This window comes from Devosia rhodophyticola (assembly GCF_028816475.1).
Classification (GTDB): Bacteria; Pseudomonadota; Alphaproteobacteria; order Rhizobiales; family Devosiaceae; genus Devosia; species Devosia rhodophyticola.
In genome coordinates, this window is the sequence record NZ_CP118247.1 from 2,825,380 (window position 1) to 2,844,932 (window position 19,553).

At 58.1% G+C, this 19,553-nt stretch carries 21 protein-coding genes and 1 other RNA gene; 16 read left to right on the top strand and 6 right to left on the bottom strand.

Going from position 1 to position 19,553, the window contains the following annotated elements; translation table 11 throughout:
• Nucleotides 1-70: 70 nt before the first annotated feature.
• Entirely contained in the window at nt 71-3,703 is a 3,633-nt protein-coding gene (locus tag PSQ90_RS13830) for an AsmA family protein (protein WP_282210870.1), read from the top strand.
• Here PSQ90_RS13830 and PSQ90_RS13835 read toward each other — a convergent pair.
• The 3 genes from PSQ90_RS13835 to ssrA all read right to left on the bottom strand — a co-directional run bounded on the left by PSQ90_RS13835 (nt 3,700) and on the right by ssrA (nt 4,997).
• Nucleotides 3,700-3,936 (bottom strand): ribbon-helix-helix domain-containing protein, encoded by a 237-nt coding sequence (locus PSQ90_RS13835; RefSeq protein ID WP_282210871.1) that lies wholly within the window; start codon nt 3,934-3,936, stop codon nt 3,700-3,702. The two genes, PSQ90_RS13830 and PSQ90_RS13835, sit on opposite strands and share 4 nt — an antisense overlap.
• A gap of 12 nt (nt 3,937-3,948) precedes the next feature.
• On the bottom strand, nt 3,949-4,449 hold the full coding sequence (locus PSQ90_RS13840; protein WP_282210872.1) for an SspB family protein: 501 nt from the start codon (nt 4,447-4,449) through the stop codon (nt 3,949-3,951).
• A gap of 192 nt (nt 4,450-4,641) precedes the next feature.
• Nucleotides 4,642-4,997, bottom strand: a transfer-messenger RNA (tmRNA) gene (gene ssrA / locus PSQ90_RS13845).
• 101 nt (nt 4,998-5,098) lie between these two features.
• On the opposite strand from ssrA, the gene PSQ90_RS13850 reads away from it, so the two are divergent.
• The 7 genes from PSQ90_RS13850 (at nt 5,099) to PSQ90_RS13880 (ending at nt 9,925) form a co-directional block, all read left to right on the top strand.
• A complete protein-coding gene (locus PSQ90_RS13850) occupies nt 5,099-5,644 on the top strand; it encodes a thermonuclease family protein (RefSeq protein WP_282210873.1) in 546 nt (181 codons plus the stop codon).
• A 72-nt stretch (nt 5,645-5,716) separates the two neighbouring features.
• On the top strand, nt 5,717-6,511 hold the full coding sequence (locus PSQ90_RS13855; protein ID WP_282210874.1) for a thymidylate synthase: 795 nt from the start codon (nt 5,717-5,719) through the stop codon (nt 6,509-6,511).
• On the top strand, nt 6,508-6,987 hold the full coding sequence (locus PSQ90_RS13860; protein ID WP_407648124.1) for a GNAT family N-acetyltransferase: 480 nt from the start codon (nt 6,508-6,510) through the stop codon (nt 6,985-6,987). The genes PSQ90_RS13855 and PSQ90_RS13860 overlap by 4 nt, the downstream gene beginning before the upstream one ends.
• Entirely contained in the window at nt 6,984-7,502 is a 519-nt protein-coding gene (locus PSQ90_RS13865) for a dihydrofolate reductase (protein WP_282210876.1), read from the top strand. The genes PSQ90_RS13860 and PSQ90_RS13865 overlap by 4 nt, the downstream gene beginning before the upstream one ends.
• Nucleotides 7,503-7,563: 61 nt before the next feature.
• The gene (hflK, locus tag PSQ90_RS13870; protein WP_282210877.1) at nt 7,564-8,703 is read left to right on the top strand and encodes an FtsH protease activity modulator HflK; all 1,140 of its coding nucleotides are present in this window, start codon (nt 7,564-7,566) and stop codon (nt 8,701-8,703) included.
• Nucleotides 8,704-8,705: 2 nt separating this feature from the next.
• Nucleotides 8,706-9,737, top strand: a complete 1,032-nt coding sequence (locus tag PSQ90_RS13875) for a protease modulator HflC (RefSeq protein WP_282210878.1) — start codon at nt 8,706-8,708, stop codon at nt 9,735-9,737.
• Nucleotides 9,734-9,925, top strand: a complete 192-nt coding sequence (locus tag PSQ90_RS13880; RefSeq protein WP_282210879.1) for a DUF2065 domain-containing protein — start codon at nt 9,734-9,736, stop codon at nt 9,923-9,925. Before PSQ90_RS13875 ends, PSQ90_RS13880 begins: the two co-directional genes overlap by 4 nt.
• Here the strand turns inward: PSQ90_RS13880 and PSQ90_RS13885 are convergent.
• A complete protein-coding gene (locus PSQ90_RS13885; RefSeq protein WP_282210880.1) occupies nt 9,922-10,464 on the bottom strand; it encodes a GNAT family N-acetyltransferase in 543 nt (180 codons plus the stop codon). The two genes, PSQ90_RS13880 and PSQ90_RS13885, sit on opposite strands and share 4 nt — an antisense overlap.
• Entirely contained in the window at nt 10,461-11,333 is an 873-nt protein-coding gene (gene serB, locus PSQ90_RS13890; RefSeq protein WP_282210881.1) for a phosphoserine phosphatase SerB, read from the bottom strand. Before serB ends, PSQ90_RS13885 begins: the two co-directional genes overlap by 4 nt.
• A 25-nt stretch (nt 11,334-11,358) precedes the next feature.
• Here serB and miaA point away from each other — a divergent pair, with 25 nt between their 5' ends.
• On the top strand, nt 11,359-12,249 hold the full coding sequence (gene miaA / locus PSQ90_RS13895) for a tRNA (adenosine(37)-N6)-dimethylallyltransferase MiaA (RefSeq protein WP_282210882.1): 891 nt from the start codon (nt 11,359-11,361) through the stop codon (nt 12,247-12,249).
• Here miaA and PSQ90_RS13900 read toward each other — a convergent pair.
• The gene (locus PSQ90_RS13900; RefSeq protein WP_282210883.1) at nt 12,244-13,659 is read right to left on the bottom strand and encodes an MATE family efflux transporter; all 1,416 of its coding nucleotides are present in this window, start codon (nt 13,657-13,659) and stop codon (nt 12,244-12,246) included. The two genes, miaA and PSQ90_RS13900, sit on opposite strands and share 6 nt — an antisense overlap.
• Before the next feature lie 170 nt (nt 13,660-13,829).
• Here PSQ90_RS13900 and PSQ90_RS13905 point away from each other — a divergent pair, with 170 nt between their 5' ends.
• The 7 genes from PSQ90_RS13905 to PSQ90_RS13935 all read left to right on the top strand — a co-directional run bounded on the left by PSQ90_RS13905 (nt 13,830) and on the right by PSQ90_RS13935 (nt 19,480).
• Nucleotides 13,830-14,132, top strand: a complete 303-nt coding sequence (locus tag PSQ90_RS13905) for a DUF423 domain-containing protein (protein WP_282210884.1) — start codon at nt 13,830-13,832, stop codon at nt 14,130-14,132.
• Nucleotides 14,133-14,222: 90 nt separating this feature from the next.
• On the top strand, nt 14,223-14,495 hold the full coding sequence (locus tag PSQ90_RS13910) for a glycine zipper domain-containing protein (protein ID WP_282210885.1): 273 nt from the start codon (nt 14,223-14,225) through the stop codon (nt 14,493-14,495).
• 297 nt (nt 14,496-14,792) lie between these two features.
• Nucleotides 14,793-15,008: a cold-shock protein gene (locus tag PSQ90_RS13915; RefSeq protein WP_282210886.1), complete on the top strand. Its 216-nt coding sequence runs from the start codon at nt 14,793-14,795 to the stop codon at nt 15,006-15,008.
• Between the two features lie 365 nt (nt 15,009-15,373).
• Nucleotides 15,374-17,155: an acetolactate synthase 3 large subunit gene (locus PSQ90_RS13920; RefSeq protein WP_282210887.1), complete on the top strand. Its 1,782-nt coding sequence runs from the start codon at nt 15,374-15,376 to the stop codon at nt 17,153-17,155.
• A 21-nt stretch (nt 17,156-17,176) separates the two neighbouring features.
• On the top strand, nt 17,177-17,731 hold the full coding sequence (gene ilvN / locus PSQ90_RS13925) for an acetolactate synthase small subunit (RefSeq protein WP_282210888.1): 555 nt from the start codon (nt 17,177-17,179) through the stop codon (nt 17,729-17,731).
• 94 nt (nt 17,732-17,825) lie between these two features.
• The gene (locus PSQ90_RS13930; protein ID WP_282210889.1) at nt 17,826-18,578 is read left to right on the top strand and encodes a pyridoxine 5'-phosphate synthase; all 753 of its coding nucleotides are present in this window, start codon (nt 17,826-17,828) and stop codon (nt 18,576-18,578) included.
• Nucleotides 18,579-18,871: 293 nt separating this feature from the next.
• Nucleotides 18,872-19,480 (top strand): NADPH-dependent FMN reductase, encoded by a 609-nt coding sequence (locus PSQ90_RS13935; RefSeq protein ID WP_282210890.1) that lies wholly within the window; start codon nt 18,872-18,874, stop codon nt 19,478-19,480.
• Nucleotides 19,481-19,553 lie beyond the last annotated feature (73 nt).

Genomic DNA, 19,553 nt, shown 5'->3' on the forward strand with positions numbered 1-19,553 from the left:
TGGTTGCGGGGTTGCACGCCGCCTGATCTTGCCTACACTGGCGACGGCTTAATTGAGCGGACATAACTCCTTGCTGAATCGCATCTATATCGTCATCGGCTTGCTTGCGATCATGGCGCTGGCGGCAGCATTCATCGCGCCACGCTTCATCCAGTGGAGCGACTATCGCGATCGCATGGAAATTCTGGCATCGGGGGTACTGGGCACCGAGGTGTCGATCCGTGGTGACATAGAATTCTCGCTGCTGCCACAGCCGAGGCTGCATTTTGCCGATGTGATTGTGGGTGATCTCGAGGACCCGGCGGCAACGGTTGCGCAGGTCGATGCCGAATTTTCGCTGATGGATTTTCTGCGCGACAATTACCGGGTTACCAAGCTGGTGTTGAACGGACCGGTGGTCGATCTCAAGGTCGATGAAAGCGGGCTGTTTGGTAGCGGGTTTGATATCAAGGGCGCAGCGGGCGGCGGCAATGTGGATGTGGCAGAGGCCAGCATCGTCAAGGGCTCGATGCGACTGCGCGACGAACGCTCGGGCGAGCTTTATGTTGCCGAGGAGATTGATGGCGTGCTCAAGCTGGGGGCGATTGATGGGCCATACCAGTTCCAGGGCAATCTGGATTATCAGGATCAGCGCTACAATGTTCGCCTCAATTCATCAGTTGCCGATGGGGATGGCAATAATCGCGTGTCGGCGTTCGTGCAGACCGAAGGCGGCTATTCGCTGGCTGCCGATGGGTTATTGAAGCCCGGCATTGCGCCACGATTTGAGGGGGCAATCACCTATCGCCAAAAGCCGCCAGCAACCGATGTTGCCGATGATATTCGCGGCGATCTGGTGCTGGAAAGCAAGGTCAATGTCTCCACCGACCGGGTGGTATTGATCGGCTACACCCTGCAGCCAGATGAAAATCGCGCCGGGACGCGGCTGACAGGGGCGGCGAGTATTCAGCTGGGCGCGCGGCGTTCGTTTGACGCGGTGATTTCGGGGGGCGTGTTTGCACTGCCGCCGCGTGATGCGTCCGAGGATCTGGCAAGCCTGCCTTATGATTTTGTGCGCACGCTGAGCGAATTGCCGCCGCCGATAATCCCGCCAATGCCGGGGCGTATCGGCGTGGATCTGGCTGAAATCGGCTTGCGCAGTTTCGCCTTGCGGGCCGTGCGGCTGGATGCTCACACCGACGGGCGGGCATGGGCGATTGATCAGTTCATTGCCAAATTACCCGGGGACACCGATGTGCGCGCCAGTGGCACCCTCAATGCGGACGAGGGGAGGCCTGCATTTTCGGGACAGATGTCGTTGAGCACAGAGCGGCTTGATGCTGTGGGTCAGATGTGGCGCAAGGGCGGCGAGGTCAATCCGCTGTTTGGCATGCATGCGGCGTTGTCGGGCCGACTGATGCTGGCGGGCAATGCGCTGGGGCTGAGCGAGGCGGCATTCACATTGGGCGAAGTCAGTCATTCCATCGGTTTGCGGATCGGTTTTGGACGCGAGCGGCGGCTGGATGTGACTGGCAAATTCGGGGTGCTGTCGCCGAACGATAGCGCGGCGCTGGCGGCGCTATTGCCCGATTTATCAAGCAGTCCGAATTTTGCAATCAGCTTTCCCGAAGGCAGCTTTGGGTTGTCGAGCGCCAGTGCCGATCTGTTTGGCCTGACGGGCACAAAACTGGTGGCGGAAGGGCAGTGGTCCAAGGATCGGATCAGCTTCAATAAGCTGGTGGCCGATGATTTGGGCGGGGTCAGCCTTGATGCAACCTTGTTTGCACGCGGTACGCTGGCGGCGCCGCAGATATGGGGCAGCGGCAAGGTTGGGGCGCAGTCAGGATCGGCGCCGGGGCTGATGGCCCTCTATGACCGGTTGGATATTGGGGCCGGGGTGCGCGAGAAACTGGCGCTGTCGGCACCGGCGGCGCTGGATTTTGAGCTGGACCAGCCCGATGGCGGCGGCTCGCAGACGCTGGCGCTCAATGGAAAGCTGGATACATCAACGCTGAGCCTGCGGGGGCAATTGGCGGGCGGGCTTTTGGCGGCGTCGAACGGTCAGATCGCGCTCAACGGAACGCTTGAATCACGAAACCCGGACGCGTTGACGCGGCAATTGGGGCTTGGCGAGGCCGCACTATTCGCGCCAGATGAGGGGCTATTTGTTTCCGGTCGGCTGGATGGGGCGATGGCCCAGGGATTTTCGGTTCGCGTCAATGCCAGTTCGGGCGAAGATCACTTGGGCTTTACCGGCGATATTGCGGTTCAGCCCGATGATGAAATTGACGGAACGGGGGCGCTGAACGGCTATCTGTCTGATGCCAGCGGTTTGGCGCGAATTATTGGCGCCGGTGGCCTGACCCTGCCGGGGGGCAGCGCTAATGCCAGGGTGCATTTTGAGGGCGAGCGCGTGCTCAGACTGACCGAAATCGATGGTCAGGCCGGGGGCAATAATTTTGCCGGCAACATATCGCTGACCCGGACGGGTGGCGTCGGCGTGGTGAGTGGCAATCTGGCGCTGGATCAGGCCGACTTCGCCATTGTGGTCAAAGCGCTCAGCGGACCGGCCTCCATGCTGAAGGGCGATGGCGCGATCTGGCCAGATGGGCCCCTCGATATCGGCGAGCAAAACCGCGATAGCCGCGGTTCTATTGCCATTTCGGCACCCAATCTCAGTGTTGCCGGGCGCGATGCGCTGACCGATGCGCGATTTAATCTGCAATGGGACGATAGCAGACTGCGGCTATCACGTTTTACCGCAAATTTGGGCGGCGGGCAGATCAGTGGCGACGTGGCCATATGTTGCAGCGACAAGCTGACCAACAAGACGCTGAGCGGTCGTGTAAGTCTGGCCGATGTTCAGTTGGCTGATGTTTTGCCGCCAGCGCTGGCCGAAGGACTGAGTGGAGTTGTTGATGGTGGCGTGCAGTTTTCGGGCACCGGCGCGTCGTTGGCGGATCTGGCGCGCAATATGACGGGGGAGGGCAGTTTTTCAACCCGAACGCTCAAGGTCAATCAATTCGATCCGCAGGTATTTCCCGCCGTTGCCAGTCTCGACAATCTTTTGGAAATCAATGGGGTGGCGCTCGGGCAACAGATTACCGAAGGGTTGAACAAGGGGGCGTTCGAGGCGGCGAGCGGCGATGGAGCGTTCACCATCGCTGGGGGTGTTTTGCGGCTGGCCAATCTGAGCATTGATGGCAATTCGGGCCGAATTGCGGGGGAAGTTGACGTGGCGCTCGAAACGCTGGGGCTCAGCGGCAATTTTGTGCTGACGCCGCGCGATTTTGTCGACGTCAATAATCTGCTCAATCAAAATACGGCGCGGATCGTTGCCCAGTTGGACGGCACCATGCTGGCGCCTGAACGCACGCTCGATCTCGATGGGTTGATCGCCACTGTGCAAATGCGAGCCAATGAAAATGAGCTGGCGCGGCTTGAAAAGCTGCGTGCAGAGGACGCGGCGCGCCAAAAGGCAGCGGCGGAAGCGCGCAATGCGCTGATTGCGGCGCAACGCAAGCGTCAGGAAGAAGAAGCGGCAGCCGCGGCAGCGGAAGCTGAAAAACAGCGGCAAGCGGAAGAGGCGCGCCAGCTCCAGCAGCAAGAGCAGGAGCCGCAACCGACGCCGCCACAGGAACCATTGGATCTGGGTTTGCCGCCGCCTCAGCTAACACCCGGCAACACTATCAACCGACCGTTGTTTTTTACGCCGCTGAACTAGGGCTGGTCTGGATTTGCGGTAGGTTGAGCGGACTGGTCCGCCGTCCAGCGCAACGCGGCCAGCCGCAGGGCAGAGGCGAGGTTGGCAACGGTGCGGGTTTCGTCGATGGTTTTGACGAGGCGGGGCAGGGCGACACTGTCGGCCGCTGCCATTGCTTCAAGCACAGCCCAGAATTCCGGCTCCAACGCTATACTGGTGCGATGGCCAGCGATTGAAAGCGAACGCTTTTCCATCGCGCCGCCGCGTCAGGGCTTTTTGCGGAAGGCGTCGAGGCTGACCACTTTTTCGCCGCTGGGCTCGGCTTCGGCTTCATTGTCGGCATTTGCCGTTTCGGGCTTGGGCGCTGCTTCGTGGGACTGATCCTCATCGTCGGAAACGTCAATTTCGGCGCCGGCAACGTCGAACTGCAAGCCGAACTGAACCGACGGGTCAAAGAAACCTTTAACGGCAGAAAAGGGGATGACCAGATGTTCGGGAATACCATCAAACGACAGGCCAACTTCAAAACCGGTCTCGCTGACCTTGAGGTCCCAATACTGGTTTTGCAGCACGATGGTCATTTCCTTTTCGTACTGGGTCAACAGCTTTTCGGAAATGCGCACGCCAGCGGCATGGGTAACAAAAGAGATGAAAAAGTGATGCTCGCCGGGCAAACCGGTCTTGACCACTTCGGCAAGCACCTTGCGCACGACGCCGCGTAGCGCCTCCTGAGCCAGAATGTCGTAGCGGAGATGATCTTCTGCCATGGTCGCCCTTCCGGCGTAGTTCGATTCTGTCAGGCCCTTTTTCGGCCTGATTGGAACAGAACGAAAGACCCCAGTCCGAATATTTTCATGCTTTGCCCATCTGAACGACTAGCCAGCCAATCTGCAAGCAATCTTTGATCACTTCAGCCTGAAGCGCCCTGATTTTCAAAGAAAATGGCCTGGTGAAAGTAAAATGCAGGCTTCTGTTGCCAGGTGCCTGCGGACCCCGCCTAACGCCCTGCAACAGGCCCCAGGACTTCAAGTTCGAGGTGTCGAACCGCTTACGCAGCCAGACGAACCTCTGCAGTGTTGTCATTTGCAACTACTGTTATAGCCCGATAACGGTGGTACAATGCCGAGCAAAAACACACCCTTTACGCCCTCGTCGATCCTATTTCGCCCCCATTGGCTCTTCTCAAGCAGAGAAGAAATGGTGGAGGCGCCGGGTACCGCCCCCGGGTCCGAAAGGTTTATTACGATGGCAGTTTATCGCCATAGCTCTTGCGAGCCCCTCCAATATAGGGTGGCGGGGCGCGCGATGCAAATGCTGCGGTGCGGAATGGGTAAAAATTCTCAGGGTTGATTTCAGTCTGTTTTAACCGGTGCGGGGCATGGTGGGTGCTTTGCGGGGGCTAAATTGGCCAGGAAATTGAACACTGGTTGGACCACTGATCTCGGGCAGAGCCGGGGACGCAGTAAATTCGGGATCGCCATTGCGGCGGCTTTGCTGATCGGGTTTGGCGGGGCATGGATGCTTTCTGACGCCGGGCTGGAGCGCTGGTTATTCGACGGCGCCGCGAGCGGTGTCATCCCGAACATGAGTGTGGCGCCCGAAACCGTGGTCGATCGCAAGTTTTCCCGATGCGTTGGCGGACCGCGGGTCAATTGCGTGGTCGATGGCGACACGATCTGGCTGGGCGGTCGCAAAATCCGGATCGCCGATATGGATACGCCCGAGGTTTACAGCCCGTCCTGTTCCAGCGAAGCGGCGCTGGGGGCGCAGGCGACGCTGCGGCTGACCCAATTGTTAAACGCGGGTCCCTTCGAGGTGCGCACGGCGGGCAGTCGTGACAGCGATAAATATGGTCGCGATCTGCGGGTGTTTACGCGCGACGGCACCTCACTGGGGGACATATTGGTGAGCGAAGGGCTGGCACATCCGTGGCGCGGGCGACGGGAAAGCTGGTGCGGTTAAGCGGCGCGTAAATTTGTTAGCATCGTGATCGGAGCGCGCGCGCGACGGGCAGAATCGTTCTAGATTGACAACATGCAGCAATATCTGACGCTTTTGAGCGATATCATTGAACGTGGCACCGACAAGGCCGACCGAACCGGAACGGGGACGCGGTCGCTGTTCGGCTATCAGATGCGGTTTGATCTGGGAGCCGGGTTTCCGCTGGTGACCACCAAGAAGCTGCATCTAAAATCGATTATTTATGAGCTGCTATGGTTTCTCAAGGGCGACACTAATGTGCGTTGGTTGCAGGAGCACGGGGTCAAAATCTGGGACGCGTGGGCCGATGAGAATGGCGATCTTGGTCCTGTCTATGGCTCGCAATGGCGGAGTTGGCCGAACCCTAGTGGGGAGGGGATCGACCAGATTGCCAATCTGATCCAGTCGCTTGCGACCAAGCCGGATTCGCGTCGACATATCGTATCGGCCTGGAACCCGGCAGAAGTGGATGAAATGGCGCTGCCGCCGTGCCACTGCCTGTTTCAGTTTTATGTGGCCAATGGCAAATTGAGTTGTCAGCTTTATCAGCGCTCCGCCGATGTGTTCTTGGGTGTGCCGTTCAACATCGCTTCATATGCGTTGCTGACCCATATGGTGGCGCAGGTAACGGGCTATAAAGTGGGGGATTTTGTGCACACGTTTGGCGATGTGCATCTTTATTCGAACCATTTTGAACAGGCGCAGCTACAGTTGAGCCGGACGCCGAAGCCGCCGCCGACATTGACGCTGAATCCGACGATCACGCGGCTTGAGGATTTTGCGTTCGAGGACATTACTATTAGCGGCTATGAGCCGGAGGCGCATATCAAGGCGCCGGTGGCGGTTTGATGTTGAATATTCGTGAAAGCACCGGCGCTGATGCTGGCCTGATCGTGCGGTTTGTGCGTGAACTGGCGGACTATGAAAAGCTGGGGCACGAGGTTGCGATAACCGAGGCCGATGTGCTGCGCGACCTGTTTAGCGCAACGCCAAAAGTATTTTGCCAGATCGCGGAATGGGACGGTGAACCGGTTGGGTTTGCGCTCTGGTATTATACCTTCTCGACCTTTCAGGGCCGGTCGGGCATTTGGCTGGAAGACCTTTATGTCGATCCGAGCCAGCGCGGGCGCGGGATTGGCAAGGCGCTGCTAGCTGATCTGGCGCAGCGGTGCACGACGGAAAATCTGGGGCGACTTGAATGGGCAGTGCTGGACTGGAACCAGCCCTCAATTGATTTCTATCTTGCGCAGGGCGCACGGTTGGGTACCGGGTGGCACCAATGTCGGCTGGATGGGGCGGCGCTTTTGGCGCTGGGGAATCTGTGAAAATTTCGCTGATTGCGGCCGTGGCTGAAAACCGGGTGATCGGGGCCGACCAGGCGATGCCCTGGCATATTCCGTCCGATTTTGGCTATTTCAAGCGCACAACGCTGGGCAAACCGATCATCATGGGGCGCAAGCAATTCGAGACGGTGGGCAAGCCTTTGCCCGGACGGGTCAATATCGTGGTGACGCGGCAGGTCGGCTATCAGCCAGATGGCGTTATTGTGATTAATGATCTGGGTGCGGCGATTGAACACGCCAAGACTATTGCGGTGGCCGACAAGGCCGATGAAGTGATGATTATCGGCGGTGGCGAGATCTATGCGCAGGCCATGGAGCAGGCAGATAGACTGTATATCAGCCACGTTGACTTGCATCCGCAGGGCGATGTGCTGTTTCCCCGTATCGATCCGCGGGAATGGGTGGTGGTTGATGTGCCCGAAATACAGCCTTCGGAAAAGGACAGTGCCGTTTACCGTGTCAAAGTCTATGAACGACGATCGCCTGCTACGCATTGATACAAGGCATCGGCTTGCCTATATAGAGCAGCAATGTTTTTGAAAGACTGAAAGGGACGCGATGCCGTGGGAGAATAATGGAGGCGGGGGTGGCCGCAACAATGGCGGCCCCTGGGGACAACCACCAAGTGGTGGTGGTGGTCCACGCAAACCGGGCGGTGGCAACACCCCGAGTTTGGAAGATATTCTCAACCGTGGTCGTGACAGGTTTCAGGGTGGCGTACCAGGCGGGATTCCGGGTGGCCGTTGGGCCATCGTTGGCGGTATTTTGGCGCTGGTCGCGTTCTGGGGACTGAATTCGGTTTATACCATCAATCCGCAGGAAGTCGGGGTCGAGCTACAGTTCGGCAAGCCTAAGACTGAACTGTCGATGCCAGGACTGCATTTCCTTTTGTGGCCAATCGAGACGGTTGAACGCGTAACCGTGACGGAAAACCAGACAACGATTGGCAGTACCTCAACCGGTGGGCGGCAGTCCAACGACGAGGGGCTGATGCTATCGGGCGACCAGAATATCGTTGATCTGAGCTTTTCGGTGTTGTGGGCTGTTTCCGATCCATCCAATTATCTGTTCAACGTTCGTGATCCTGAAGACATGGTGACCAACGCTGCGGAAAGTGCGATGCGCGAAGTTGTGGGTCGGCGTCCGGCGCAGGACATTTTCCGTGATGATCGTGCCGGTATTGCTGTTGAAGTGCAGCAGATTACCCAGACCATTCTCGACAATTACGGCATGGGCGTTCGCGTTAGCCAGATTGCCATCGAGAATGTGGCGCCGCCTACCGAAGTGGCCGATGCGTTTGACGAGGTCCAGCGCGCCGAGCAGGACGAAGACCGTTTCCAGGAAGAAGCCAGATCCTATGCCAATACCCTTTTGGGTGGGGCACGAGGCAAGGCCGCGCAAATGCGTGAAGATGCCGCCGCCTACAAGAACCGGGTGGTGCAGGAAGCAACAGGTCAAGCGGATCGCTTTGACTCGATCTATGCCGAATATGTCAATGCGCCGGATGTGACGCGCAAGCGTCTGTTCCTTGAAACCATGGAGCAGGTGTTGGCCGGTTCTGACAAGACCATCATTGAAAATGGTCAGGGTGGGCCAGGCGTTGTGCCGTATCTGCCACTTCCAGAATTGAAGAACAATACTGTCAGGAACAATAGCGCCACCAGTACTGGCGACACTTCAACAAGTGGGGGGAATTGAGCATGAACCGTCTTGTTATTGCCGGTGTCGTCGTTCTGGCCGCCATCTATGTGTTCTTTTCCTCGATATATATCGTCAATGCGCGGCAACAGGCGATCGTCATGCGCTTTGGCCAAATCACCGCTGTGAAGTCGGATCCGGGACTCTATTTCAAGATCCCGACGTCGATTATCGACACGGTGCAAATGGTCGACAAGCGTCTGCTGCGCTATGACATTGCCAACATGACGCTGCAGGTGTCGGGCGGCAAATTCTACGAGGTAGATGCTTTTCTGACCTACAGAATCACCGATGCGCGCCTGTTCCGCGAAAAGGCACTGGGTGAATTGCGCATTGCTGAACAGCGTATCGGCACGCGTTTCGACGCTGCCCTGCGTCAGGTCTATGGTCTGCGTGAATTCAATGCCGCGCTCTCTGAACAGCGTCCGCAGATGATGATCGAGGCCCGTAACCTTATCCGTCCTGATATGGCGGAACTGGGCATCGACATTGTTGATGTTCGGGTGTTGCGCACCGATCTGACCCAGCAGGTTTCGGCCCAGACCTTTGATCGAATGAAGGCTGAACGTCTGGCTGAGGCCGCGCTCTTGCGTGCCCGTGGTCAGGAACAGGCGCAAAGTCTGCGCGCTATTGCTGATCGTCAGTCAGTCGAGATCGTGGCGGCGGCAACGCGCGACAGCGAAGTGCTTCGAGGTGAAGGCGATGCCGAAACCAACAAGATCTTTGCGGCGGCCTATGGCAAGGACCAGGAGTTCTTTGATTTCTATCGTTCCATGGAAGCCTACCGCACGGCTTTGACTGGCACCGGCACCAGCATGGTCCTGTCACCAGATAGCGAATTCTTCCGCTATTTTGGTTCGGACGGGTCGTTGCCGATTTCGACCCCGACGCAAGCCGCTAATGACAATGCTGCCAGTTCGACTGCGTCTGATGTACCTGCCGACAGTGCACCTGGTGTGACAACACCGGCGCCCGAGGCGACACCAGCCCCCGTCGTGCCGGCGGATGAACCGGTCGCCGTACCGGCGCAATGAGTGATCTGTTCGCCGCGCTTGCGCTGGCGATCATGGTGGAAGGGCTGCTTTATGCAGCCTTTCCCGAACAAATGAAGCGGGCACTGGCAAGTCTTTTGGCGTTGCCAGTGCCCCAATTACGTCTGACGGCGCTATTTGTGGCGGCTGTCGGACTGGTTTTATTGTGGGTGGTTCGCGGCCAGACCTAGGATCGGCCGGGATCGGCGATCCGGTAAAGCACATGGGCACGCAGCCGGTGGTTGAGCGGAATGCGGGGATGATCGAAATCGGCCGCCGGGTCGCGGATCATACCGATCTTGGTCATGACGCGTTGGCTCGGCAGATTGATGCGCGCGGTAAAGGCCACAATTTCAGGCAGGCGGCGCCGTTCAAAAGCGTCAGCCAGAACGGCGCGGGCCCCTTCGGGCGCATAGCCCTGACCCCAATAGTCCTTGCCCAGCACCCAGCCGATTTCGACACGCGGGGCAGAGGGCAGGTCAAATTCAATATTGGCGGTTCCCAACAATCCCAACAGCGCGCCGTCGTCCTTGCGTTCGGCGGCCAAAAACCGGCCGGTATTGTTGGCGAGCGTGGTGATCATCTTGTCCATCCAGGCGTCAGCCTGGGCGCGGGTGCGGGTATTGGGATAGAACCGCATGACGTGCGGATCGCCAACGATGGCAGCAAAAGCGTTGCGGTCCTCGTCCCGCCAGGGGCGAAGCAACAGGCGTTCGGTTTCGAGAATCAACGCACCATGTCCTCGTCGGCGTATCCCTGCAAATAGAGCAGGGCGGTCAGATCGCCATGATCAATGCGGTAGGCGGCCTGTTCGGCAACATTTGGTTTGGCATGGAGCGCAACGCCCATGCCCGCTGTTTGCAGCATGGGCAGATCGTTGGCGCCGTCACCGACTGCCAGGGTCTGGTCGAGCGACAGATTGCGCTCCTCGGCCAGCGTCATCAGACGAGTGCGTTTGGTATCCTTGTCGACTATCGGCTTCGTTACGGTGCCAGTCAGCTGGCTGCCATCGAATTCAAGGACATTGGCAATGGCTTCATCAAAGCCGATGCGCTTGCCAAAATAGTCGGCAAAGAATGTAAAGCCGCCTGAAACCAGCGAAGTAAAAGCGCCGTAGGCCTTCATGGTCTGGACCAGCACCCGACCGCCGGGCGCCAGGGTGATATTTTCACGACGCACCTGTTCGATGACCTGCCGCTCCAGTCCCTTGAGCAGGGCCACGCGGGTATCGAGCGCCGCGCCAAAGTCCAATTCGCCGCGCATGGCACGATCGGTAATGTCGGCGACCTGTTCCTTAAGGCCTAGCGCGTCGGCGAGTTCGTCAATGCATTCCTGATTGATCATGGTTGAATCCATATCGGCGATCAGCAGGGATTTACGCCGCCTCTTAGATGGCACCAGCGCGGCATCGACTGTGGCGTCAGCGATAATATCGCGGGCAATGGCAAGCGCCTCGGTTGACTTCGGCTCGATGATCTCGCAGGCAATGGCATGATTGAGCCAGTTCAATTCACCGCCGGTGGCCTTATGAACCTTGGCGGCCAGAGCAACGGTGAGATCGGAGGCGTCTGGATTGGCAATGAGGCAAAGAACCGGCATGAAAAGGCCTCTGGGAGATGAATAAATGATGGGCGAAAGCGCCGGGCGCGTGGTTCTGATAGCGGGTCCAACTGCCAGCGGCAAGTCGGCACTGGCGCTGTCGATGGCCCAAAGCCTTGATGGCGTCATCGTCAATACCGATGCCATGCAGATTTATGACACGTTGTGCATTGTGACGGCACGACCAAGCACCGACGAGGTGGCACAGGTGCCGCACCGGCTTTACGGCACGGTACCGGCCACGACGCGCTATTCGACCGGGCGGTGGCTCGAGGCGGTGCGTGGTGTGATGGAGGCCGATGCGGGACGACCGTTGATTTTTGTAGGCGGAACAGGGCTTTATTTCGATGCGCTGACAAATGGATTCGCCGAAATTCCGGAAATTCCGGCGGCGGTGGCGCTTGAAGTTCAACAAGAGATTCAAGCGCTGGATGCGGACGGGCGGCGGAAAATGCTTGAGGCGGTAGATCCGGTTGCGGCATCGCGACTAAAGGTTGTCGATCCGCAACGATTGATCCGGGCTCTGGCGGTACAGCGCGTGACCGGACGGACGCTGTCGAGCTTTCAGGATACGCCGCAGGCAGGTTTGCTCGATGAAATTTCTGTTGAGCGCATGGTGCTGGAGGTGGACCGAGACGTGTTGCGGGACCGCATCGCGCGGCGGTTTGAAAAAATGTTCGAGAGTGGGGCGGTTGAGGAGGTTGAGGCGTTACTGGCGCTATCGCCCGATCTGCGCGTGCCGGCGATGAAGGCCATCGGGGTGCCCGAGATTTCGGCCTGGCTCAGCGGAACGCTTTCGGCGGACGACGCGATCGGCCAGGCGATCACGGCGACCCACCAATATGCCAAGCGGCAGCGGACATGGTTCCGCAACCGCATGGGTGATTGGCCCCGGCTCGATCCGCTCGCCTCATAGCGTCCGCCGAAGCAAGCCCAGTCGCTCGCGCATGGCAAATCTGATTACCAGTACAATTGCCGCAAATGCCAGACCTGCGGCCAGTCCCAACCAGATCCCGACGCCCTGCAAATTGAAAGTAAATCCCATGACATAGGCAATGGGCAGGCCAATGAACCAATAGCTGACGATGGCAACAAGCATCGGCACCTTTGTGTCGCTCAGGCCGCGCAGCGCGTGGGCCGCGACCACTTGGGCGCCGTCGACCAGCTGGAACAACCCGGCCACAACCAGATAGCTTGCACCCAGGCGCAATGCGTCGGTATTGGCAGCGCGGTCAGGGTCAAGGAATATGGTGACGATTAATGGGGCGCCCAGAATGAAGGTAATGCAGCTCACCGTCATGAAGGCGGTGCTCAAGCCCAGCGCGGTCCAGCCAGCTTTGCGAACTCCTTCATCGTCGCCGCGCCCATAGGCGTATCCGACACGAACGGTGCAGGCAACACCAAGGCCAAGGGGCACCATGAATGCCATTGAGGCCGATTGCATCGCGATGGCGTGGGCGGCAATTTCGTTGGTGCCGATCAACCCCATCAGCAGGGCAGCGGCAGTAAACAGGCCAACTTCGGCCAGTACCGTCATGCCGATTGGGGTGCCTATGCGGAAAATCTGGGCCAGATGATGCCAGTCGGGCTTCCAGAAATTCCATAGAATATGGAAGCGTCGGAAGCGCTTGTGATTGAGCACATAGGCCAAAAAGACCACGAACATAAACAGATTGGTGACGACGGTTGCGATGGCCGCCCCACGCAATTCGAGGCGTGGTAGGCCGAATACGCCAAACATCAGCAAATAATCGCCGATGGCGTTGACGACGACTGCGGCCAGGGTCAGCACCAGAATAATGCGGGTGGTATTGAAGGCCGACAGCATCGAGCGCAACACGACCACCGCGAGCCCCGGAATGAACATGGCCACGCCGATCTGAATATATTGCTCGGCCAGCATGGTGGTTTCCGGATTTTGGCCCAAAAACAGGAAGATCGGTTTGACCTGCAGGATGAGCGGAATCAACAAGGCGCTCAAAATGATGGTTGCCCAAAATCCCTGACGGACGATGCGGCGGACGGCGCGAATGTTGCGGGCACCGCGCGCCTGAGCGACGAGCGGTGCAATGGCGCTGATAAGGCCAACGGCGCCGACCAGAAAGGGCATGATGAAGGTCGAGGCCAGCGTGCCGGCGGCCAATTGCTTCGGCCCCAGCCAGCCCATCATGATCACATCAGTGGTAATCAGCGCATTCTGGGCGACCTGGGCAATGACAAGTGGCCAGGCCAGCGTAAATGTTTCGCGCAATTCGCGTAGCCAGCCAGCCCGTCTGCCAGCCGCCAGTGCGGCCGCGCTGGGCGCCGCCGTTGTCGTCTTATCCATATCAAAATCCTACTCGCCCGACACCCCTAGCAAAACGATTGAGGGGCGGGAAGCCTTTCCGTAACGCGCCGCATATCGTAGGCAACATGGCAAGGAGAATTGCGAATGAACCTTTCAGGATTTGCCCGTCTGATCGTTGCTGCCGGGGGGTATTCGGCGCCGTTGGTGTGATGAGCGGGGCGGGAGCCTCTCATGGCACCAATGTGCGTGACCTTGCGGCCATTTCGGTGATCTGCCTCGCGCATGGGCCAGCCCTTCTCGCACTTGGTCTACATGGGGTGCGCAGTCGTTGGTTTGGCGCTGCAGCGTTGCTGCTGGTCTTGGGCACGCTGGTCTTTGTGAGCGATTTGGCGCTCCGGCAGGGGCTTGGGGTGGCACCATTGCCGCTGGCCGCGCCGGTCGGCGGGGTGGCGATGATCGGGGGCTGGGCGTTGGTGGTTTTGGGCGCGATTGCGGGCCAAGCCACGGAATGAATATACAAAAGTTAAAATTTGGTTAGAATTGCAATGGAACTGACGTCGAGTTTCTGCATTTATACGACATCGGCTTTTTGGAGGGTAACTATGCATAAGATATTGATCGTCGCAGCTACCATTTTAACACTGGCGGCCTGTACCGCTACTGAAAAAGGTGCCGCAGTCGGTGCTGGGGCAGGCGCAGTTATTGGCGCAGCTACCACAGGCTCGGTGCTTGGCACTGTCGTTGGTGCTGGTGTTGGTGGCGTGGTCGGCGCTGCTGCGGGCAACATGATTGGCCGGGTTGAAGGCAGCAACAACCGTTGCGTTTACGAGCGTCGCAATGGCACGCGCTATGTCGATTCTTGCCCACGTGGCTAAATTAAAACGGTCGTGAGAACCCATGACCAGTCGCCGAAAGGCGTTTTGACATCCGGTTCCGGGCATGCTCCGGGATCGGGTGTTTTTTGTAAGTGCGGTAATTTGTCTTGAAATTCGAGTCGGAAACGGCCATATAATCGGCTACACGTTTACACTTGTCTTGCGCTATCTGATCGACCGGCTATGCCGGAAAGCTTGGCTACCTCCTGATCTGTGAATCGTTAGGCCCGGATTACCGTCCGGTTTTCAACCCTTAGCCGCACAATGCGGCGACCACTCGTTAAGAGGACTACGTTAATGGCCAGCATCAATGGTACCGTGAAATTCTTCAATACCACCAAGGGCTTCGGCTTCATTTCGCCAGAAAATGGTGAAAAGGACGCATTCGTGCACATCTCCGCTGTTCAGCGTTCGGGCCTGCAGGGCCTGTATGAAGGCGACAAGGTGTCGTACGAACTCGAAACCGGCCGTGACGGCAAGGTTTCGGCAACGAACCTGACCCTGCTCAGCTAAGAATTTCGCGCTTGCGCGATGACGAGAGAGGCCCCGTAAGGGGCCTTTTTTGTTTTTGTCGGGCGCGGATATGGTCGTACCGGAGGATTGTTGCTTGACTTGATCGGCCCGATTCCCTTATTTCTAAGTCAGTAAGTTTTAGGAGAGGTCCCGTGCGGAAAGCTATTCTCGTGGTAAGATTGCGCATTGGCACCGTGGGGTAAGTCCCCGCGAGCTTGCTGATGCGCCGAACACAGGTCCCGAAAGGGGCCTTTTTTATTGCCTTTTTTCCTCGAATGCGGACAAAAGGGCGCAATGGACCAGAAAAGCCGATATGGCAGCCCCAAAAGCCTGACTGGGCGGGGTGAAGAAGAAGGACCGAGACGATGACGGAGCAGACCAGCCAGGATAACCAGATAACGGGCGCCGAAATGGTGGTGCAGGCACTTGTCGATCAGGGCGTCGAGCACATCTTTGGCTATCCCGGTGGCGCGGCCCTACCGATCTATGATGCAATTTTCCAGCAGGATACGGTCCAGCACATTCTGGTTCGCCATGAGCAGGGCGCAACGCACATGGCTGAAGGCTATGCGCGGTCAACTGGCAAGGCCGGGGTTGTTCTGGTTACCTCCGGCCCCGGCGCGACGAATGCTGTTACCGGGCTGACCGACGCGCTGATGGATTCGATCCCGCTGGTTTGTATTACAGCGCAAGTGCCGACAACGCTGATCGGTACGGATGGATTCCAGGAATGCGACACTGTCGGGATTACCCGCAGCTGCACCAAGCACAATTATCTGGTCAAGAATGTCGCAGACCTGCCGCGCATCATGCATGAGGCGTTTTTGATCGCGACGACAGGCCGCCCCGGTCCGGTGGTTGTCGATATTCCCAAGGACGTGCAGTTTGCGTTGGGCGATTACACCAAGCCGGACCTCGATAATTTGCGCCATGCCAGCTATCGCCCGCGCATGGATGGTGATCACGCCGCGATCGAAGCGGCGGTTGACCTGATGTTGCGTGCCGAGCGGCCGGTGTTTTACACCGGCGGCGGCGTTATCAACGCCGGGCCAGAAGCTTCCGAGCATCTGCGTGAACTGGCTGAATTGACCGGCTTTCCGGTGACCTCGACGCTAATGGGGCTGGGGGCATTTCCAGCGTCAAACCCGCAGTGGCTGGGCATGTTGGGCATGCACGGGACCTACGAAGCCAATCTGGCAATGCATGATTGCGATCTGATGATCAATATCGGGGCGCGTTTCGACGACCGCATTACCGGGCGCATCGATGCATTCTCGCCCAATTCGCGCAAAGTGCATGTCGATATCGATCCTTCCTCAATCAACAAGGTTGTTCGGGTCGATGTGCCGATCATCGGCGATTGCGGGCGCGTGCTGGAAGAAATGATCCGCATTTATCGCAGCAAAACCAATCAGCCGCGCAGCGAAGCAATCGCGCCATGGTGGAAGCAGATTGAAAAGTGGCGCGGCGTCAATTCGCTGGGTTTCAAGAATTCGGAAACAGTGATCAAGCCGCAGCACGCGATTGCACGGCTTTATGAAGCCACCAGAGATCGTGATGTCTATATCACGACCGAAGTGGGCCAGCACCAGATGTGGGCGGCGCAACATTTTCATTTTGAAAAACCCAATCGCTGGATGACTTCGGGTGGCTTGGGGACCATGGGTTATGGCCTGCCGGCGTCAGTCGGCGTGCAGGTCGCCCACCCCGACGCGCTGGTCATCGACATTGCCGGGGAAGCTAGCGTTCAGATGACGATGCAGGAAATGTCGACAGCGGTGCAATATGGCCTGCCAGTCAAGATTTTCATTTTGAACAATGAGCGCATGGGCATGGTGCGCCAATGGCAGGACCTGTTGCATGGTTCGCGCTACGCTCATTCATATTCGCAGTCGCTGCCCGATTTCGTCAAACTGGCCGAGGCCTACGGCGGCAAGGGCATTCGATGTTCCGATCCAGCCAAGCTGGACGCAGCCATTGCTGAAATGATCGATTACGACGGCCCGGTGTTGTTCGATTGCCTTGTTGAAAAGGATGAGAACTGCCTGCCGATGATTCCGTCTGGCAAGCCGCACAATGAGATGATTTTGCCTGACACCGCCAACATTGGCTCGATCATTGACGAAAAGGGGCGGGCGCTGGTTTAGGCCAGGCTTGAGGACACGATCATGAATGCAAATTTGATGCCGACCGGATCGGCCTATTTTCTGACCAAGGAAACCCAGGAAACCGAAAAGCACACTCTTTCGGTGCTGGTGGACAATGAACCAGGTATTCTCGCTCGCGTGGTGGGACTGTTTTCCGCACGCGGCTATAATATTGACAGTTTGACCGTCAGCGAGACCGAACACGACAAGCGACTTAGTCGCATCACTGTTGTGGTGGTGGCGACACCGAAAACGCTGGTGCAGATCAAACTGCAACTGGAACGCCTGGTGCCGGTGCACAGGGTGCATGATCTGACTGCTGAAGGCACGGCGCTGGAGCGGGAACTGGCGCTGATCAAGGTTGCTGGTACCGGCGAAAACCGGGCGGAAACTTTGCGGCTGGCGGATGCATTCCGGGCGCAAATTGTTGATGCGACGGTCGAGAGCTTTGTGTTTGAGGTTACCGGCAAGCCCTCAAAAATCGACAGCTTCATTGCCCTGATGGCGCCGTTGGGGCTGGTGGAAGTGGTGCGGACCGGGCTTGCAGCCATTTCGCGTGGCCAAGAGGGCATGTAGGTCGACTTGACGCTTTCTGGACGGGCGGGATAGCACGCGCTAGCCGTCCGTTACCTTGTTCAAGAGCGGCTTTGCTGCCGCTGGAGCTTTTGCCATGACCCTATTATCCGTCAATCTCAATGCGGTGGCTCAATTGCGCAATCGCCGCGATTTGCCCTGGCCCAGCGTTGTGGGCTTGGCGCGTATCGTGCTGGATGCGGGGGCGTCGGGGGTGACCATCCATCCACGTCCGGACGAGCGTCACATCCGGCGCCATGATGTGCATGATCTGGCAGACCTTCTGGCGCAGGAATATCCGGCGGCGGAATATAATATCGAGGGCTATCCCAGTGACGATTTTCTGTCGCTGATCGAAGAGGTTAATCCGCATCAGGTCACGCTGGTGCCCGATGATCCGAGCCAAGCAACGTCGGACCACGGTTGGGATTTTCGCGGCAAGGGAAATTTTTTGACGTCGGTGGTGCAAAAACTGAAGCAACCGGGGCGACGGATTTCGCTGTTTTGCGACCCTGATGCTGGCGCGACGGGGATCGAACTGGCCAAGGCGACCGGGGCGGATCGGGTGGAACTCTATACCGGGCCCTATGGCGGCTGTTTTGACGATGCCGCGCGGGCGGGGCAAGAACTGGCGGCGTTGGCCGATACCACAGGAGCGGCCAAGGCGGCGGGGATGGGGGTCAACGCGGGCCACGATCTGACACTGGCCAATTTGCCAGCCTTCCAGGAAGCCGTTTTGGGGGTCGACGAGGTTTCAATCGGTCACGGGATAACCGCCGATGCGCTGATCGTGGGATTCGCCGAGGCGGTCCGCCAATACCGCGCTGTGCTCGCGGACGGCGCTGACTAGGCAAGCCGACTGATCAGTGTTGTCGAACAGTTTGTTTGCGATTGCGCAAATCTGCGATTGAGCGCCAGCTCTGACAGCCAAATAGACCAAAAACACTTAATTTATAAATACTTACATTTTTGTGCCCTAGGGTCGGCGCTGTGGCCGGGCGACGGCTATGTGCCTCCTTGTGCGCGTTTAGGACGGGCACATATATAGCCCCAGTTACGATTTGTTCCTGCGTTTGGCACGGAAGATCGTGCGGGAATATCTCAAGGAGTTTTGCTCCTGAGATTGCCAATCTGGAGAGCGAAATGTCCAAGCCAAAAATAGCCATCATCATCTCATCGACCCGCGGCACGCGGTTTGCCGACAAGCCAGCGCAATGGATCCTGGAAATAGCCCAGCAACGCCCGGAACTGGACGTCGAGCTGGTTGATCTCAAAGACTTTGATCTGCCGTTCTTCAACGAAGCCGCGTCCAATTTGTGGATGCCATCGTCGGACCCACGCGCTGTTGCCTGGCAGAACAAGATCGGCGAATATGACGGCTATATCTTTGTAGTCGCTGAATATAATCGCTCGATCACCGGCGCGTTAAAGAACGCACTGGATCAGGCCTACAAGGAATGGAATCGCAAGCCAGTGGCCATTGTTGGCTACGGTGCCTTGGGTGCCGCGCGGGCGGCTGAACATTTGCGCACGATCGCCATTGAACTGCAGATGGTGCCGGTGCGCTCGGCGGTCCATATCGCGGGCGGCGATTTCATGACTGTGCACCCCATGGGCAAGAACGAGCCGATCTCCGCCATCGCCGACCATCTAGTTGGTGGCGCGCGCGACATGCTTGACCAGTTGACCTGGTGGGTCAACGCAACCAAATCGGCGCGAGAAGAAGACCAGGTCGCTGAAGCCGCCGAATAGGGCGCCGTCAGACCTTCAAAGCACTATTCGATGCCATGCAAACTGATTTGGCCGCTCCCTCGGGGGCGGTCAC

What these genes read in the sequence shown, in the direction of transcription:
- PSQ90_RS13835 (WP_282210871.1), bottom strand. Translation starts at nt 3,936, where the DNA reads ATGGAAAAGCGTTCGCTTTCAATCGCTGGCCATCGCACCAGTATAGCG.
- PSQ90_RS13840 (WP_282210872.1), bottom strand. Translation starts at nt 4,449, where the DNA reads ATGGCAGAAGATCATCTCCGCTACGACATTCTGGCTCAGGAGGCGCTA.
- PSQ90_RS13855 (WP_282210874.1), top strand. Translation starts at nt 5,717, where the DNA reads ATGCAGCAATATCTGACGCTTTTGAGCGATATCATTGAACGTGGCACC.
- hflK (WP_282210877.1), top strand. Translation starts at nt 7,564, where the DNA reads ATGCCGTGGGAGAATAATGGAGGCGGGGGTGGCCGCAACAATGGCGGC.
- PSQ90_RS13875 (WP_282210878.1), top strand. Translation starts at nt 8,706, where the DNA reads ATGAACCGTCTTGTTATTGCCGGTGTCGTCGTTCTGGCCGCCATCTAT.
- PSQ90_RS13880 (WP_282210879.1), top strand. Translation starts at nt 9,734, where the DNA reads ATGAGTGATCTGTTCGCCGCGCTTGCGCTGGCGATCATGGTGGAAGGG.
- serB (WP_282210881.1), bottom strand. Translation starts at nt 11,333, where the DNA reads ATGCCGGTTCTTTGCCTCATTGCCAATCCAGACGCCTCCGATCTCACC.
- miaA (WP_282210882.1), top strand. Translation starts at nt 11,359, where the DNA reads ATGATGGGCGAAAGCGCCGGGCGCGTGGTTCTGATAGCGGGTCCAACT.
- PSQ90_RS13900 (WP_282210883.1), bottom strand. Translation starts at nt 13,659, where the DNA reads ATGGATAAGACGACAACGGCGGCGCCCAGCGCGGCCGCACTGGCGGCT.
- PSQ90_RS13905 (WP_282210884.1), top strand. Translation starts at nt 13,830, where the DNA reads ATGAGCGGGGCGGGAGCCTCTCATGGCACCAATGTGCGTGACCTTGCG.
- PSQ90_RS13910 (WP_282210885.1), top strand. Translation starts at nt 14,223, where the DNA reads ATGCATAAGATATTGATCGTCGCAGCTACCATTTTAACACTGGCGGCC.
- PSQ90_RS13915 (WP_282210886.1), top strand. Translation starts at nt 14,793, where the DNA reads ATGGCCAGCATCAATGGTACCGTGAAATTCTTCAATACCACCAAGGGC.
- PSQ90_RS13920 (WP_282210887.1), top strand. Translation starts at nt 15,374, where the DNA reads ATGACGGAGCAGACCAGCCAGGATAACCAGATAACGGGCGCCGAAATG.
- ilvN (WP_282210888.1), top strand. Translation starts at nt 17,177, where the DNA reads ATGAATGCAAATTTGATGCCGACCGGATCGGCCTATTTTCTGACCAAG.
- PSQ90_RS13930 (WP_282210889.1), top strand. Translation starts at nt 17,826, where the DNA reads ATGACCCTATTATCCGTCAATCTCAATGCGGTGGCTCAATTGCGCAAT.
- PSQ90_RS13935 (WP_282210890.1), top strand. Translation starts at nt 18,872, where the DNA reads ATGTCCAAGCCAAAAATAGCCATCATCATCTCATCGACCCGCGGCACG.